This is a genomic window from Corallococcus sp. RDP092CA (assembly GCF_041903675.1).
Taxonomy (GTDB): Bacteria; Myxococcota; Myxococcia; order Myxococcales; family Myxococcaceae; genus Corallococcus.
In genome coordinates this window covers 171,826-185,865 of the sequence record NZ_JAYESI010000002.1, presented here as the reverse complement: position 1 = coordinate 185,865, position 14,040 = coordinate 171,826, and the positions used below count along the sequence as shown (strand labels likewise).

Below are 14,040 nucleotides of genomic sequence, written 5' to 3'. Positions count from 1 at the left end.
CCTGACTAAATCCTTGATTTCCCGAGCGGGAGGTGGACCGCTGGCTCCTCGGCTCCCTGGACTTCCGCGTCGTTGGGGAGGGCCTCCAGGAGGAGGACGGCGCGCAGCTCCGGGTGGCGCTCCAGCACCGAGCGCACGGCGCGCGGGTCGAAGGACTGCACGTCCACCCTCCCGGCGAGCCCTGCCGCCTGGACGTCCCGGGCCACCGCGTCGCCATGCGCCGGGGCGATGTCTGTCTTCACGGACGCCTGTTTGAGTTCCACATTGAAGCGGACACGGCGGGCATTCCGGGCGCGGAGCGGGTCGCGGGCGGCATGGGCGGCGTCCGCCTGGTCCGCGGCGAAGGCGAACACCTGCCGCAGGGTGGGGACGGTGTAGGGGTCCGGCAGCCCGGCGCGGGCGGCGAAGGCGACGGCTTCGAGCGAGCGGGCGCGGTCGTTCGTCTGTTCCGGGCGGTCCGCGAGGAGCCGGTCGCAGATGAAGCCGGCCTGGAGCTTCGCGACGGTGAGCGTCGCGATGGGGACGGGGGCGGGCAGCGGGCTTCCGTCCGCGTGGCGGCACTTCGCCGGGGACAGGGCCGGGTCGTGGGAGAGCACGGGGACGCCGTCGGCGGTGAGGACGGTGTCCAGCTCCAGCGTGGTCATCCGGTGTTCGAGCGCGGCCTCGAAGGCGGGCAGCGTGTTCTCCGGCCGCAGGCCGCGCGCGCCCCGGTGGCCCTGCGCCCCGAAGCGCTCCGGGTCGATGAGGCCGTCCGCGTCCAGCAGGTCGCCGGGGGTGCCGTCGCCGTTGGCGTCGAAGTCGCGCACCGCCCGCGCGAGGAGGTCCGGCCGGTCGCTGATGATGCCGTCCACGCCGCGCTGGAGCAGGGCCTGCATCGTGGGCAGGTCGTTCACGGTCCAGGCGATGACCGGGTGGCCGGCGGCGCGGAGGCGCTCCAGGTCGATGCCGCCTCCGGGCTGGAGCAGCGCCACCTCCGGCGAGCACACGGGAGCGTGCGTCCGTGCGTGCGCCCGCAGGGCGTCCATGAGGCGCACCGTGGGGTCGTCCGGTGGCGTGGCGCGGCGGGCCCGCGTGCACCCGCAGGTGAGCACCGCCAGGAGCGTCGCGAGGAGGCGGCGGGGGGACGATGCCGTGCGCATGGGCTGCCTTCGCTCCGGGGGTCGGTTAGGAAGTGGAGGCGATGGACGTGAAGGATGCCACCGTGCAGGCAGCGCTGCGTGAGGCGTGTGACGACGCGGGACTGCCGCAGTCCCTGCGGGCCTGCGTGTATCCGCTGCTGCGGGACCCGGAAGGCGACTGGCCTCCCTGCTGTGGCGGAGGCTGCATGCCGTGTTCGTCCACGCTGGCGGACGTGGCGCTGCGCACGCTGGAGCTGCTGGGCACGCCGCGGCGCTCCCCCCTGCCTCCGGGGTGAGCGGCGGCTCACCCCGCGCCGCGCTCGTCGCCTTCCCTTCCCGCCATGAGCGCGTCCCGGATGATGCGCGCCACCTCCACCACCTGGGGCTCCTCCATGACGGTGAAGTGGTTGCCCGGCACGTCGTGGGCCTGGAACGAGGCGGTCGTCAGCGCCCGCCACCAGCCCTCCGCGTGCGAGTCCAGCACCGCGTCGCGCGCCGTGGCCCGGAGGTACACGAGCGGCACCGCGTGACGCCCCGGCGCATACGCGGCGATGGCCTGGTTGGTCGCGAGCATCACGTCGCGCAGCCGCGTGTCGACCTCCATCGCCGTCCGCAGCCCCTCCGCCGCGCGGGGGGAGATCTGCTGGAACGCGTCGATGAGCTGGAGCACGTCCCCCATGTCGCGGATGCCCAGCCTGCGCGAGTCGTCCACCGTCACCGTGTCGATCTGGAAGACGCCCGCCACGGCGTGGCCCCGCTCCAGCAGGTGGACCGCCATCTCGTAGGCGATGACGCCGCCCGAGGAGTGGCCGCCCAGCCAGAAGGGCCCCTGGGGCTGGAAGGCCAGCAGTTCCTCCACGTAGGCGCGCGCCATCGTCGGCACGTCGCGGTAGGGCACCTCGCCGGGCTCCAGCCCCAACGCGCGGAACGCATGGACCGGGATGTCCGCGCCCAGCTGCTTCGCCAGCGGCAGGTACGTGTAGACGGTGCCCCCGATGGGCTGCACCAGGTAGAGGCGAGCCCGTCCGCGCTGTCCCTCCTGGAGCTCCATCCGGAGCGGAGCCTCCTGGAGGAGCGGCCTCCCCGTCCGCTCCAGCTCGTCCTGGACCGCGCGCACCCACTCGCCCAGCGTCGGGTGCTCCAGCACCGCGTGCAGCGAGAGGGTGACGGCCAGCCTCGACTTGAGCTCGCGGTTGAGCTGCACGACCAGGAGCGACGTGCCTCCCAGCTCGAAGAAGTCGCTGTCCGGCGTCAGCGTGTCCACGCCGAGCAGCTCCTTCCAGAGCGCCTCCATGGAGGCTCGCACCTCTTCCCGGTGGAGCGGCCGGTGCGCAGGCGTGGCCTCGGGCTTCGGGGGCCGCGGCGCCTGCTCCGCCAGCGTGTGGCGCTTGCGCTCGAAGGGATACGTCGGCAGCACGACGCGCCTGCGGGGTCCAGTCCCTCGCACCGCGCTCCAGTCCACGGGGAGGCCCGCGGACCAGAGCTGCCCCACGGCGTGGAGCAGGGCCCGCTCATCGCCCTCCGGCGGGTGACGCCGTCCCTCGGGCACGCCGAGCGTGGGCAGCACGAGCCGCTCCCGGCCCGCCCGGGGGTTCAGCAGCGCCAGCGCGGTGAGCGTCCGTCCCGGCCCCACCTCCACGAAGATCCGCTCGCGGTCCTCCAACTGCTGCTCCAACCCCGAGGAGAACCGGACCGTCTGCCGCAGGTGGCGGGCCCAGTACGAAGGGTCGCGCGCATCGTCCGCCGTCAGCCACGTGCCCGTGACGTTGGAGCTCAGGGGGATCGCCGGGGTCTTCGGGCGCATCGACCTGGCCAGCTCCGTGAGCGGTTGCATCGCGGGCTCCACGAGCGTGGAGTGGAACCCGCTCGCGCTCGGCAGCCGCTTCGTCCTCACGCCCCGCGCTCGCAGCCGCGCCGCGAAGTCCTCCAACGCCTCCAGCGTCCCGGACACCACGCACTGGTCGGGCCCGTTGATCGCGGCCAGCGAGAGCGCGGGGGGCAGCTCCTGGGTGAGCACGCGCTCCGACAGGGGCACGGCCAGCATTCCGGACGGGGGCAGGGCGTCGCAGAGGCGGCCGCGCAGCGCGACCAGCGCCACCGCCTGCTCCAGGGACAGGACGCCGGAGAGGCAGGCCGCGGCGTATTCGCCCAGGCTGTGGCCCAGGAGGCTCGTCGGGTGGACGCCCCATGCGCCCAGGAGCCGCGACAGCGCGTACTCCGTCGTGAAGATGGCGGCCATGCCCAGCGAGGGCGCCCGCAGCGCGTCCTCCTCCCGTGCCCCACGTGTGTCGGTGAGCAGCGCGGCGCGCAGCTCGCGCTCCACCTCCGGGCCGAAGAGTCCGGCGCAGGCATCGAAGGCTTCGCGATACGCCGGCGCGCGCCGGTACCACGCGGCGCCCATGCCCGCCTCCTGCGTGCCCGTCCCCGGAAGCAGGAAGCACACTTCGGGAGGAGGAGCTGTCACGGCCTGCGCGGAGTGGCTCCGCCGCAGCTTCGCGATGGCCTCCACCGGCGTCTCGCAAGCGATGGCGCGCCGGTGGCCGAACGCCGTCCGTCCCTCCTGAAGCGTGTACGCGACATCCGCCAGGGACTGCCCGGGGTGCCGCTCCAGATGATCCGCGAGCCGCCGCGAGGCCGCGGCCAGGGCCGCCTCGCTGCGCGCCGAGAGCACCAGCGCCTCCACCGCCGGGCTCGCGGCGACAGCGGGCGCGGGCTGCGCCTCCTCCAGGATGACGTGCGCGTTCGTCCCGCCAATGCCAAACGCGCTGACCCCCGCGACGCGAGGGAAGCCTTCGGGCACGGACCAGGGCCGTCCCTCCCGGCTCACGACGAAGGGCGAGCGCTCCAGGCCCGCCTCCGGGTGGGGCTGCTCGAAGTGGACGGTGCCAGGGAGGAAGCGGTGCTCCAGCGCCAGCGTCGTCTTGATCAGCCCCGCCACCCCGGCCGCCGAGTCCAGGTGCCCCACGTTGCTCTTGAGCGCCCCCAGGACCACGGCGGGCTCGGAGGCCTCACGCGGTCCAAAGGCGAGCCGCAGCGCCTGGACCTCCAGCGGATCCCCCAGCGGCGTCGCGGTGCCGTGCGCCTCGACGTAGGTGATGTCGTTCGGCGCCACGCCCGCGTCGGCGTGGGCGCGCACGATGACGTCGCGCTGTCCCTCCACGCCCGGCGCGGTGAAGCCCACCTTGGCGTCTCCATCGTTGTTGATGGCCGAGCCCCGGATGACGGCGTGGATGGAGTCTCCATCCCGCAGCGCGTCCTCCAGGCGCTTGAGCACCACGATGCCCACGCCGCTGGAGGGCACCGTCCCCTGCCCCTTCGCGTCGAAGGGACGGCAGTGCCCGTCCGGGGACGTGATGCCGCCGGCCTCGTGGAGATAGCCGGACGGGCCGGCCGCGAAGAGGGAGACGCCCCCCGCCAGGGCCACGTCGGACTCGCCGGCCCGCAGGCTCTGACAGGCCAGGTGCACGGCCACCAGCGACGTGGAGCAGGCCGTCTGCACCGTGAGCGCGGGCCCGCGCAGGCCCAGGTGATACGCCGTCGCCGTGGCGAGGAACTGCCACGGGTTGCCCAGGATGGACCGGTACGCATCCGAGGCCGCGGACAGGGACCGGAAGCGCGGCAGCACCTGGTCCAACCAGTAGCGCGGCACTCCCGAGCCCGCGAACAGCCCCGCCTTGCCGGGCAGCCGCTTCGGGTCGTAGCCCGCCGCTTCGAGCGCCTCCCAGGCGCACTCCAGGAACACGCGGAGCTGCGGATCCATCAGCCGCGCGTCCAGCGGGCTGTAGCCGAAGAAGGGGGCGTCGAAGGACTCGACGTCCTCCAGCAGCCCCGAGGCACGGACATACGACGGATCCTCCAGGAGCTGGGGGTCCTCGCCCGCGTCGAGCAACGCCTCCTGGCTGAACCGCGACAGGCCCTCACGGCCCTCCACCAGCAGCGTCCACAAGGCCTCGACGCTGGGAGCCCCCGGGAACCGCCCGGCCGTGCCGATGATGGCGATGGGCTCCGAGGAGCGCACGGGACGGGGCGCGGGCTCCGAGGAGCGCACGGGCTGGGGCGCGGGCTGCGGCGTCACGGCTGGCGCGCGGGTGTCCGCGTCCAGGTGCCGCGCCAGGGACTCGAGCGTCGGGAACTGGAACAGCGTGGCCATGCTCACGTGGATGCCCAGCTCCGAGTCCAGCGCGGACTGGACCCGCGTGAGCAGCAGCGAGTTCCCCCCCGCGTCGAAGAAGCCCTCCTGCCTGCCGATGCGCTCCACGCCGAGGATCCGGCACCAGATGCGCTCCAGCGCCTGCTCGCGCTCCGTGGAGGCAGGAGCCTCCGGGGGCCTGCTGGAAGGCATCGGCAGCGCGTCGCGGTCGAGCTTCCCCGTGGGCCCCATGGGGAACGCGTCCACCAGCACCAGCTCCCGGGGCACCATGTACGGCGGGAGCGTCTCGCCCAGCGCTTCCTTGAACGCGGGCGTCAGGAGCCGCGCCGCCCCGGCGGCGTCCCGCGGAATCACGTAGCCCACGAGGTGCCGCTCTCCCGCGAGCAGCCGGGGCTCCACCACGGCGTCCCGGACGTCGGGGTGCTTGCGCAGCGCGGCCTCGATTTCGCCCAGCTCGATGCGGAAGCCCCGCAGCTTGAGCTGGCGATCCGAGCGTCCGTGGAAGTCGATGGCGCCGTCCGGCCGGTGGCTGGCGATGTCGCCGCTCTGGTAGAGGCGCGCTCCTGGCTCGGCGCTGAAGGGATGCGGGATGAACCGCGCCGCGTCGAGCTCCGGGCGGTTCAGGTAGCCGTGCGCCAGCCCCTTGCCCCCGATGTAGAGCGCGCCGCGCACGCCCACGGGGACGGGCGTCAGCGCCTCGTCCAGCAGGTAGACCTCGTAGCCGGCGAACGGAGTGCCGATGGGGTACGGGCCCTGGCCGGCCACGCACTCCGCGGCGGTCGTGAAGACCGTGGCCTCGGTGGGTCCATAGACCTGGATGAACCGGCGCCCCGGAGCCCACGCGTCCACGAGCCGCGCGGGGAGGTCCTCGCCGCCAATCGCGAGCAGCCTCAGGTCCGGCAGCGCCCGCCACGCCATGGAGCCCAGCGCCGACGGCGTGAACATCGCGGTGTGGATGCGCTGGGACTCCAGGAAGTCCGCCAGCTCCTCACCGGCGGCCACGTCCGCCTGCGCCAGCAGATACAGCGTGGCGCCGGAGGAGAGCGTCGGGAAGATCTCCGCGACGGAGAAGTCGAAGCCGAACCGCGCGCACTGCGCCACGCGCTGGCCCGGCGCGAAGCCGAACCGCGAGACCACGCGCTGGGACAGGTGCACCGCGCTCCGGTGCCCGATGCACACGCCCTTGGGCTGCCCCGTCGAGCCGGACGTGTAGATGACATAGGCGAGGTCATCCCCGGTGACGTGGACCCGGGGATTCTCCTCCGAGCCGCCGCGCACCTGCTCCAGCGCGACCACCGGGGCGTCCACGCCGCTCATGAGCCCGAGCGTCGCGTCCTGCGCGAGGATGAGCCGGAGCTTCGCGTCCCGCGCCATGAACTCCAGCCGCGCCCGGGGGTAGGCCGGGTCCAGCGGCACGTAGGCCGCGCCCGCCTTCAGCGTCCCCAGCAGGGCGATGAGCAGCTCGAAGGAGCGCTCGACGCACACGCCCACGAAGTCTCCCGGCCCGATGCCCTGGGCCATGAGGTGATGGGCCAGGCGGTTCGCGTCCGCGTTCAGCGCGCGGTAGCTCAGGGCGCGTCCCTGGAAGACGAGGGCCGGCGCGTCCGGCGAGCGCGCCACCTGCGCTTCGAACGGCTGGTGCAGACAGTCCGCGGGCGGCGCGTCCTCCACGGGCCCCTGGGCCCATGCGAGCAGCTGCGCGTGCTCCCCCTCCGAAAGCAGCGGGAGCGTCGCGACCCGCCGCTCCGGGTCCCGCGCGGCCTCGCGCAGCAGCGTCACGAGGTGCTGGCCCAGCTGGTGGATCATCCAGGGTTCGAAGACATCCAGCGCGTACTCCCACCGCACGGACATGTCGCCATCAGGCCGCTCGTCCAGCTCGATGGAGAGGTCGAGCTTCGACGTCCCCGTGTCGACTTCGTGAGGCTCCACCCGCCAGCCCGACCCCGGCACCTCGATGCGCGGCTCCAGCGTGCAGGTCACCTGGAACAGCGGGTTGGCGCCAGGGATGCGCGCGGGGCTCACCGCCTCCACGATGCGCAGGAGCGGCGCCTCCTGGTGTTCGAGCGCCTCCAGGCAGACCTGGCGCACCCGCGCCACGAGGCCCCGGACGGTCAGCCCTTCGGTGAAGCGCAGCCGCAGCGGCAGCATGTTCACGAAGTGCCCGGCGATGGTCCGAGACTCCCCGCTGCTACGGCCGGAGAAGGCGCTCCCGACGACGAGGTCCTCCGCCCCCGAGTAGCGGTGCAGCAGCGCGACGAACGCCGCCAGCACCGTCATGAAGAGCGTGGCGTCCTCACCGCGCCCCAGCGCCTTCACCGACTCCACGAGGTCGGCGGGGATTCGCACGACGTGCTTGGCCCCTCGGACGGTCGGGACCGGTGGGCGGGAGTGCTGCGTGGGCAGCTCCAGGTGGGGCGCCCCCGCGAGCGTCTGCTTCCACCAGTCGAGGTGCGGTGCGATGGCCTGCCGGTAGGCAGGCCCCTGCTGCCAGACGGCGGCGTCGCCGTACTGGAGCGGCACCGGCGGCAGGGCGGGCTCCTCCGCCAGAGAGAACCGGTGCAGCTCCTGGAGGAACGTCGCCATCGTGAAGGCGTCCACGATGAGGTGGTGCATCACGAGCGCGAGGCGGCTCTCCGCCGCGCTCAAGCGCATCCACGTCGCCCGCAGCAGCGGCCCGTGCTCCAGGTCGAAGGGCTCACGTGCGTCCTGGGTCGCCAGCTGCAACGCCTTCGCGTTCCGCAGGACCTCGGGGACGGCGCGCAGGTCCACGCGTCGAAGCTGGAACGGCATGTCCGGATGCACGCGTTGGAAGGGGCCCTCGGGCGTGGCGCCGAAGGTCGTCCGCAGCGCTTCATGCCGGGCGATGAGCGAACGGAACGCCCGCTCCAGCGCATCGGGCCGGACGTCACCGGGCAGGTACAGCGTGAAGGGCTCGTTGTAGACGGCGCTCCGGGGCACCGTCTGCTCGTGGAGCCACAGCTGTCGCTGGGGGTCGGACAGGGGCAGGGGCTGGGTCCGGTCCACCGGGACGATGGGTGGCAGGACGAGGCTCCGGCGCGCGCCCCGCGCCGCTTCCACCCACCGCGCCAGCTCCGCGATGTTCGGGCTGTCGAAGAGCGTCCGCACGGGCAGGCGGACCGACAGCGCCTGCTCCAGCCGCTCAATGAAGCGGATGGCGAGCAGCGAGTCCCCGCCCGACTCCATGAAGCGATCCTGCGTCCCGGCGTGCCGCGTCCCCAGGACCTCCGACCAGACGCGCGCGATCTCCTCCTCCAAGGGCGTGCGCGGCGTCTCCCCCGCGTCCGAGCCGAAGCGCGGCGCCGGGAGCTGCTGGAGGTCCACCTTGCCACTGGCGTTGAGCGGCATCCGGTCCAGCACCCTGACCGCATGGGGGCGCATGAAGTCCGGCAGCTTCGAGCCCAGATACGCGCGCAGCGCCGACTCCTCCAGCGCCGCCGCTCCTCGCCGGGAGACATACGCGACGAGCCGCTTGTCGCCCGGAGCCACCTCCTGCACGCGGACCACGGCGTCAGCGACCTGCGGGTGGGTGCGCAGGACGCTCTCGATCTCCGCCAGCTCGACCCGCGCGCCGCGAATCTTCACCTGGTGGTCCACCCGCCCCAGGAACTCCAGGTCACCGTCCGCGAGCCGCCGCACCCGGTCTCCCGTCCGGTACATCCGCGCGCCCGGCACGTCACTGAACGGATCCGGGAGGAACCGCTCGCCCGTGAGGAGCGGCCGGTTCAGGTAGCCCCGCGCGAGCCCCTCTCCGCCCAGGTACAGCTCCCCCACTTCGCCCACGGGCAGCGCCCTGCCCGCCTCATCCAGGACATGCAGCTGGAGGTTCGCCAGCGGTCCGCCGATGGGGATGGACGCGCCCGGGGCCGGAGGCTCACGGAGCTCATACGCCGTCGCGGAGGTGGTGCACTCGGTGGGGCCATAGCTGTTGAGCAGCCGCTGGGGCTTCCCGTGCGCCATGACCCGCGCCACCCACTTGGGGTCCAGCACGTCACCGCCCACCATCAGGACGCGGAGCCCGCCGAACGCGTCCGGAATGGCCGAGGCGAGCTGGTGGAACAGCGACGTGCTCAGCACCGCGACGGAGACGGCCTCCCGCCGGAGCTTCTCCGCGAGGAGCGGAGGCGACAGCAGCGTCTCCCGTGAGACCAGACACAGCGCCGCGCCATTCAGGAGCGCGCCCCAGACCTCCAGCGTCGACGCGTCGAAGGCATACGACGCGGCCTGGAGGACGCGGTCCTCGCGCCGGAAGCCCATGAAGCCCGCGTCCAGCACCAGCCGCGCCACGCCCCGGTGCGGGATGCACACGCCCTTGGGCCTCCCCGTGGAGCCCGACGTGTAGAGCACATACGCCAGCGAGTCCGGCCCCGCCCCGCCCCTCACGTTCACGGCATCGAGCGCCGCTGGAGGCTCCTCCCGCGCGGGCGGCTCGACGACGTGCCCCCGGAAGCGCAGCCCCTGGACCGCCTCGCGCCGGCCGACGAGGACCCGCATCCCGGAGTCCTCCATCATCGCGGCGAGCCGCTCCGGGGGCTGGCCCGGGTCCAGGGGGAGATAGGCGCCTCCTGCCTTCAGGATGCCCAGCAGTCCCACCACCGTCTCCGGTGTGCGGTCGGCGAGGATGCCCACGGGCGCGTCGAGGCCCACGCCGCAGGCCTGGAGCCGCCGTGCCAGCCGGTTCGCGCGGCGGTTGAGCGTGTCATAGCGGAGCACGCCGCCTTCGAAGTGCACCGCCACGGCCTCGGGCGTGTCGCGTGCGTGTGCTTCGAACAGCGTGGCGATGTCCTGCCGCGGGTGCGCCGAGATGGAATTCATGATGAGTCATTGCCCCCCATTTTCACAACGCGCTGCCCCAGGAACCTTCGCCAATCCCCTGGCGTGCCGTACGCTAGTGCACACCCATGAACCCCATCGTCCATGCGGAGCTGTCCTGGCTCCTGGCGCAGGGCCTGCGCGAACGGCGAGACCGCGTCCTGGTCACCTGCGCGGGGCTCGCGCCGGATCTGGATGGTCTGTCATTGCTGGCGGGTGAAGCGTTCTATGCGCGCTATCACCACGTCATCTTCCACGGATACGTGGGAGCGCTCGTCACGCTGGCGGTCTGCGCGGCGCTGGGGCGGCAGCGGGTGGCCGTGGCGCTGCTGTCGGGGGTTGCGTTCCACGGTCATCTGCTGTGCGACCTCGCCGGCAGTGGACCGGGCTGGCCCATCCATTACCTCTGGCCCCAGAGCCTGGCCGCGTGGTCATGGTCCGGCCAGTGGAACCTGGCCTCCTGGCAGAACACGCTCATCGGGCTGGCCGCGACGCTGGCGTGCCTGGCGTGCGCCCTGCCCTTCCGGCGGACCGCGCTGGAGCTGCTGTCACCGCGCTGGGACGCGGAGGTGGTCCGGACCGTGCGGCGGCGCTTCTCCAGACAGGGGGACGCTCCCGCCGCCTGAAGCGGCGAGGCTACTGCGGGGCGGCGGGCTCCAGCGTGACCTCGAAGAGGTCGGGCCAGAGCTTGCCGGTGAGGAACAGGCGGCCGGTGCCGGGCTCCAGCGCGATGCCGTTGAGCACCGCTTCATAGCTGTGCACCCGGCCGCGCACCGCCTGCGCCAGGGCCGACGCGTCGATGACCGCCAGCACGCGGCCCGTGGCGTAGTCGATCTTCAGGAGGGTGTCGGAGTGCCAGACGTTCGCGTAGACGCCGTCCTCCGCGCACTCCAGCTCGTTGAGCAGCTGCGGCGGCGTGCCCTGCAGCGTCACCTGCACCTGGGACCTCACGTGGAAGTCCTTCGGGTCGTGGAAGCGCAGCGTGGACGTGCCGTCGCTGCGCACCAGCTGGCCCTGCCAGTAGCACAGGCCCCAGCCCTCGCCCGAGTACTCCACCTGCTGCTCCCGCGCGGGCGGCGCGCCGCTCCACACGAAGAGCGTCTCGTCCTGCCAGGTGAGCTGGTACAGCCGCTCGCCGTCGCTCGCGAGCCCCTCCGGGAACACGTCCGGCAGCGCCTGCTTCCACAGCGGTGCCGCCTGCTCCAGCGAGATGCGGCGCAGGTCGCCCTGCTCACCGGTGCTCTCGTAGAGCTGGCCCTGGTGGAACTGGAGCCCCTGCGTGAAGGCCGTGGGGTCGTGCGGATACGTGTGGACGATGCGCGCCACCAGCCTCCTGGGCGTGGCCTCTGTGGCGCCCGCGTCCGGCGTCTGGCGCTGCGTCGGCGCGCACGCCAGGCACCACAGGGACAAGGGCAGGGACCAGGGGAGGCGGCGCATGGGCTTCCTTGAGGACAGGCGGCTTCGCGAGCGAAGGGGCCGCTCCACCTTAGCGCGACGTCCCCGGGGCGGCGTCACTCGCGCGTCGCCGCGAGGGCCACCTCCACCGCGCCTCGCAGCTCGTCCATGTCGAACGGCTTGTTGAGCACGCAGGCCGCCCCCAGGCGCAGGGCCTCGCGGTGCAGCTGCACGTCGCCAAAGGCGGTGATGAGGATGACCGGCGTGGTCCACTGCTCGCGCCGCAGCCGGGCGAGCACCTCCAGGCCCGTGAAGCCCGGCATGCGCACGTCGGTGATGATGAGGTCGGGGGCGCGCGCCTCCTCGGCCGTGAGCCCTTCCACGAGGACGCGCACGAGGTCCGGCCCGTCCGCCGCCTCCACCACCTCATAGCCCCGCCGCACCAGCATCTTGCGGATGAGCGTGCGCATCTCCGTCTGATCATCCGCGACGAGGATGCGCGGGGCCCTGGCGGGCTCCGCGTGAGGGTCTTCCCAGGCCGCGGCGCGCGCGACCCCTTCTGGCTGCTCGTGGACCATGGGCGTGAACTCCTGGAAGGGGTGAAGGTGCTCGCGGCGGCGACACTCGCGCAGGGCACCTCCCACGCCCTGAGCATCCGCCGTGCCATGGGTGGAGGGAGCCACGGCGGTGGGGCGCGGGGCGGCGTGCCCCCGGGCGAAATGCCCCGGTTGGGGCACTTTGCCCCGCGCCCCGGGGCCTTCCGGGGCCCGGCTCCCCTCTGAGAGGGGTCCGGCAGGGGTTGGCCCACGGACTGCAATGAAGTCCGGGCGTCGGACCGGATGCGGGGCTTCCTCCAAGAGCTCCCTTCAGGCAGCTGGGCCACTGGTGGCTCCCGGTGTCACTGGTGGAACGGGACCGCTGCCTCCTTCCCAGGGTGCCCACCGCATCCGGTTCGACTCTTTCCATCCTTTCCGCCCGGAAGGCCCGCTTCCGGCCGCCACCCAAGGAGAACGCACGATGGTTCGCACGCTTCCGTCTCGCCGCCACCTTGCCCGCGCGCTCACGCTGATGCCCCTGGTCGCCCTGGGGGCCTGCAAGCCGGCGGTGGACGTGGCTCCCCCTGCCCGCCCCACGCTGTCCTTGAAGACGGCCACCACGCCCTCGGGCGCGAAGGTGGAGCCGGCGGTCTATGCGCCCACGCCCGGGGCGCCCGGCGCGCTCATGTCGCTGGCGCCGCTCGTGGACACGGTGAAGGGCGCGGTGGTGAACGTGGAGGTGCAGGCCCGCGCCCGGCCCGCGATGGGCGGGATGCTCCAGGGCCTGCCGCCGGGGATCGCCGAGCGCTTCGGCATGCAGGGCAACCCCTTCGGCGAGGGCGGCGCGCCCGCGAAGCAGGGGCTGGGGTCGGGCTTCGTCATCGACCCGTCCGGGCTGGTGCTCACGAACAACCACGTGGTGGAGGGCGCGGACACCGTCCGGGTGAAGCTGGAGGACGGGCGCGCCTTCGACGCGGAGGTGCTGGGCCGCGACGCGCTCACGGACGTGGCGCTCCTCCAGTTGAAGGGCGTGTCCGGGAACCTGCCGTTCGTGAAGCTGGGGGACTCGGATGGCCTGCGCGTGGGCGACCCCGTGATGGCCATTGGCAACCCCTTCGGCCTCGCGTCGAGCGTGAGCGCCGGCATCCTGTCCGCCCGGGCGCGCGACATCCACGCGGGCCCGTATGACGACTTCCTGCAGACGGACGCGGCCATCAACCCGGGCAACTCCGGCGGCCCGCTCTTCAACATGAAGGGCGAGGTGGTGGGCATGAACACGGCCATCATCGGCGGCGCGACGGGCATTGGCTTCGCGGTGCCGGCGAACCTCATCCAGGCGCTCCTGCCGCAGCTCCAGGAGACGGGCGTGGTGCGCCGGGGCTGGGTGGGCCTGGCGGTGCAGGACCTCACGCCGGAGCTGGCGCGCGCGCTGCGCGTGGACGCGCCGAAGGGCGCGGTGGTGGCCGGCGTCAGCGCGGGCGGGCCGGGCGCGAAGGCGGGCCTGCGCGAGGAGGACGTCATCACCTCCGTGGGCGAGCGCGCGGTGGACTCCGCCGGGGCGTTGACGCGCGCGGTGGCGCTGCTCAAGCCGGGCAGCGAGGTGAAGGTGGGCCTCGTGCGCGGCGGCAAGCAGTTGGAGGTGCCGGTGAAGCTGGGCACCCGTCCGACGCAGCGGGGTGAAGAGGAGATGACGCCCCGGGACTCGACGCCCGCGCCCCTGTCGAAGCGGCTGGGCCTGCGGCTGTCGGAGGCGCGGGACGGCGACGGCGGCGCGCAGGTGGTGGCGGTGGAGCCCGGCAGCGCCGCGGAGCGCGCGGGGCTGGCGCCCGGGATGGTGCTGACGCAGGTGGGCGATCAGAAGGTGTCCAGCGTCGCGGAGGCGGCGCAGGCCCTGACGTCCGCGGAGCCGGGCGCCGCGCTGCTCCTGCGCGCGCGGGTGCCCGGACAGGACGGGGCGCTGCTGCGCGCGATTGAAGTGCCGCAGCGGTAGGACGCGAGGGTGGTGGGCGCG

The 14,040-nt window shown here is 73.2% G+C and carries 7 protein-coding genes; 3 read left to right on the top strand and 4 right to left on the bottom strand.

Features of this window, described 5'->3' with window-relative positions; all coding sequences use genetic code 11:
• Window positions 1–5: 5 nt before the first annotated feature.
• A complete protein-coding gene (locus U8525_RS03080) occupies window positions 6–1,139 on the bottom strand; it encodes a glycerophosphodiester phosphodiesterase family protein (RefSeq protein ID WP_374260923.1) in 1,134 nt (377 codons plus the stop codon).
• A 41-nt stretch (window positions 1,140–1,180) separates the two neighbouring features.
• On the opposite strand from U8525_RS03080, the gene U8525_RS03075 reads away from it, so the two are divergent.
• Window positions 1,181–1,414: a hypothetical protein gene (locus U8525_RS03075; RefSeq protein WP_374260921.1), complete on the top strand. Its 234-nt coding sequence runs from the start codon at window positions 1,181–1,183 to the stop codon at window positions 1,412–1,414.
• A gap of 8 nt (window positions 1,415–1,422) precedes the next feature.
• Here the strand turns inward: U8525_RS03075 and U8525_RS03070 are convergent, their stop codons facing one another.
• A complete protein-coding gene (locus U8525_RS03070; RefSeq protein WP_374260918.1) occupies window positions 1,423–10,101 on the bottom strand; it encodes an amino acid adenylation domain-containing protein in 8,679 nt (2,892 codons plus the stop codon).
• A gap of 86 nt (window positions 10,102–10,187) precedes the next feature.
• Here U8525_RS03070 and U8525_RS03065 point away from each other — a divergent pair, with 86 nt between their 5' ends.
• The gene (locus U8525_RS03065) at window positions 10,188–10,724 is read left to right on the top strand and encodes a metal-dependent hydrolase (protein ID WP_374260915.1); all 537 of its coding nucleotides are present in this window, start codon (window positions 10,188–10,190) and stop codon (window positions 10,722–10,724) included.
• A 10-nt stretch (window positions 10,725–10,734) separates the two neighbouring features.
• Here the strand turns inward: U8525_RS03065 and U8525_RS03060 are convergent, their stop codons facing one another.
• Both U8525_RS03060 and U8525_RS03055 read right to left on the bottom strand, forming a co-directional pair.
• Complete coding sequence (locus U8525_RS03060; protein WP_374260913.1) at window positions 10,735–11,535, bottom strand: glutaminyl-peptide cyclotransferase; 801 nt, start codon at window positions 11,533–11,535, stop codon at window positions 10,735–10,737.
• Window positions 11,536–11,609: 74 nt separating this feature from the next.
• Window positions 11,610–12,071 (bottom strand): response regulator, encoded by a 462-nt coding sequence (locus U8525_RS03055; RefSeq protein WP_374260910.1) that lies wholly within the window; start codon window positions 12,069–12,071, stop codon window positions 11,610–11,612.
• Between the two features lie 439 nt (window positions 12,072–12,510).
• Between U8525_RS03055 and U8525_RS03050 the strand changes: the two genes are divergently transcribed.
• Window positions 12,511–14,019, top strand: a complete 1,509-nt coding sequence (locus U8525_RS03050) for a Do family serine endopeptidase (protein ID WP_374260907.1) — start codon at window positions 12,511–12,513, stop codon at window positions 14,017–14,019.
• Window positions 14,020–14,040 lie beyond the last annotated feature (21 nt).

What these genes read in the sequence shown, in the direction of transcription:
- U8525_RS03080 (WP_374260923.1), bottom strand. Translation starts at nt 1,139, where the DNA reads ATGCGCACGGCATCGTCCCCCCGCCGCCTCCTCGCGACGCTCCTGGCG.
- U8525_RS03075 (WP_374260921.1), top strand. Translation starts at nt 1,181, where the DNA reads ATGGACGTGAAGGATGCCACCGTGCAGGCAGCGCTGCGTGAGGCGTGT.
- U8525_RS03070 (WP_374260918.1), bottom strand. Translation starts at nt 10,101, where the DNA reads ATGAATTCCATCTCGGCGCACCCGCGGCAGGACATCGCCACGCTGTTC.
- U8525_RS03065 (WP_374260915.1), top strand. Translation starts at nt 10,188, where the DNA reads ATGAACCCCATCGTCCATGCGGAGCTGTCCTGGCTCCTGGCGCAGGGC.
- U8525_RS03060 (WP_374260913.1), bottom strand. Translation starts at nt 11,535, where the DNA reads ATGCGCCGCCTCCCCTGGTCCCTGCCCTTGTCCCTGTGGTGCCTGGCG.
- U8525_RS03055 (WP_374260910.1), bottom strand. Translation starts at nt 12,071, where the DNA reads ATGGTCCACGAGCAGCCAGAAGGGGTCGCGCGCGCCGCGGCCTGGGAA.
- U8525_RS03050 (WP_374260907.1), top strand. Translation starts at nt 12,511, where the DNA reads ATGGTTCGCACGCTTCCGTCTCGCCGCCACCTTGCCCGCGCGCTCACG.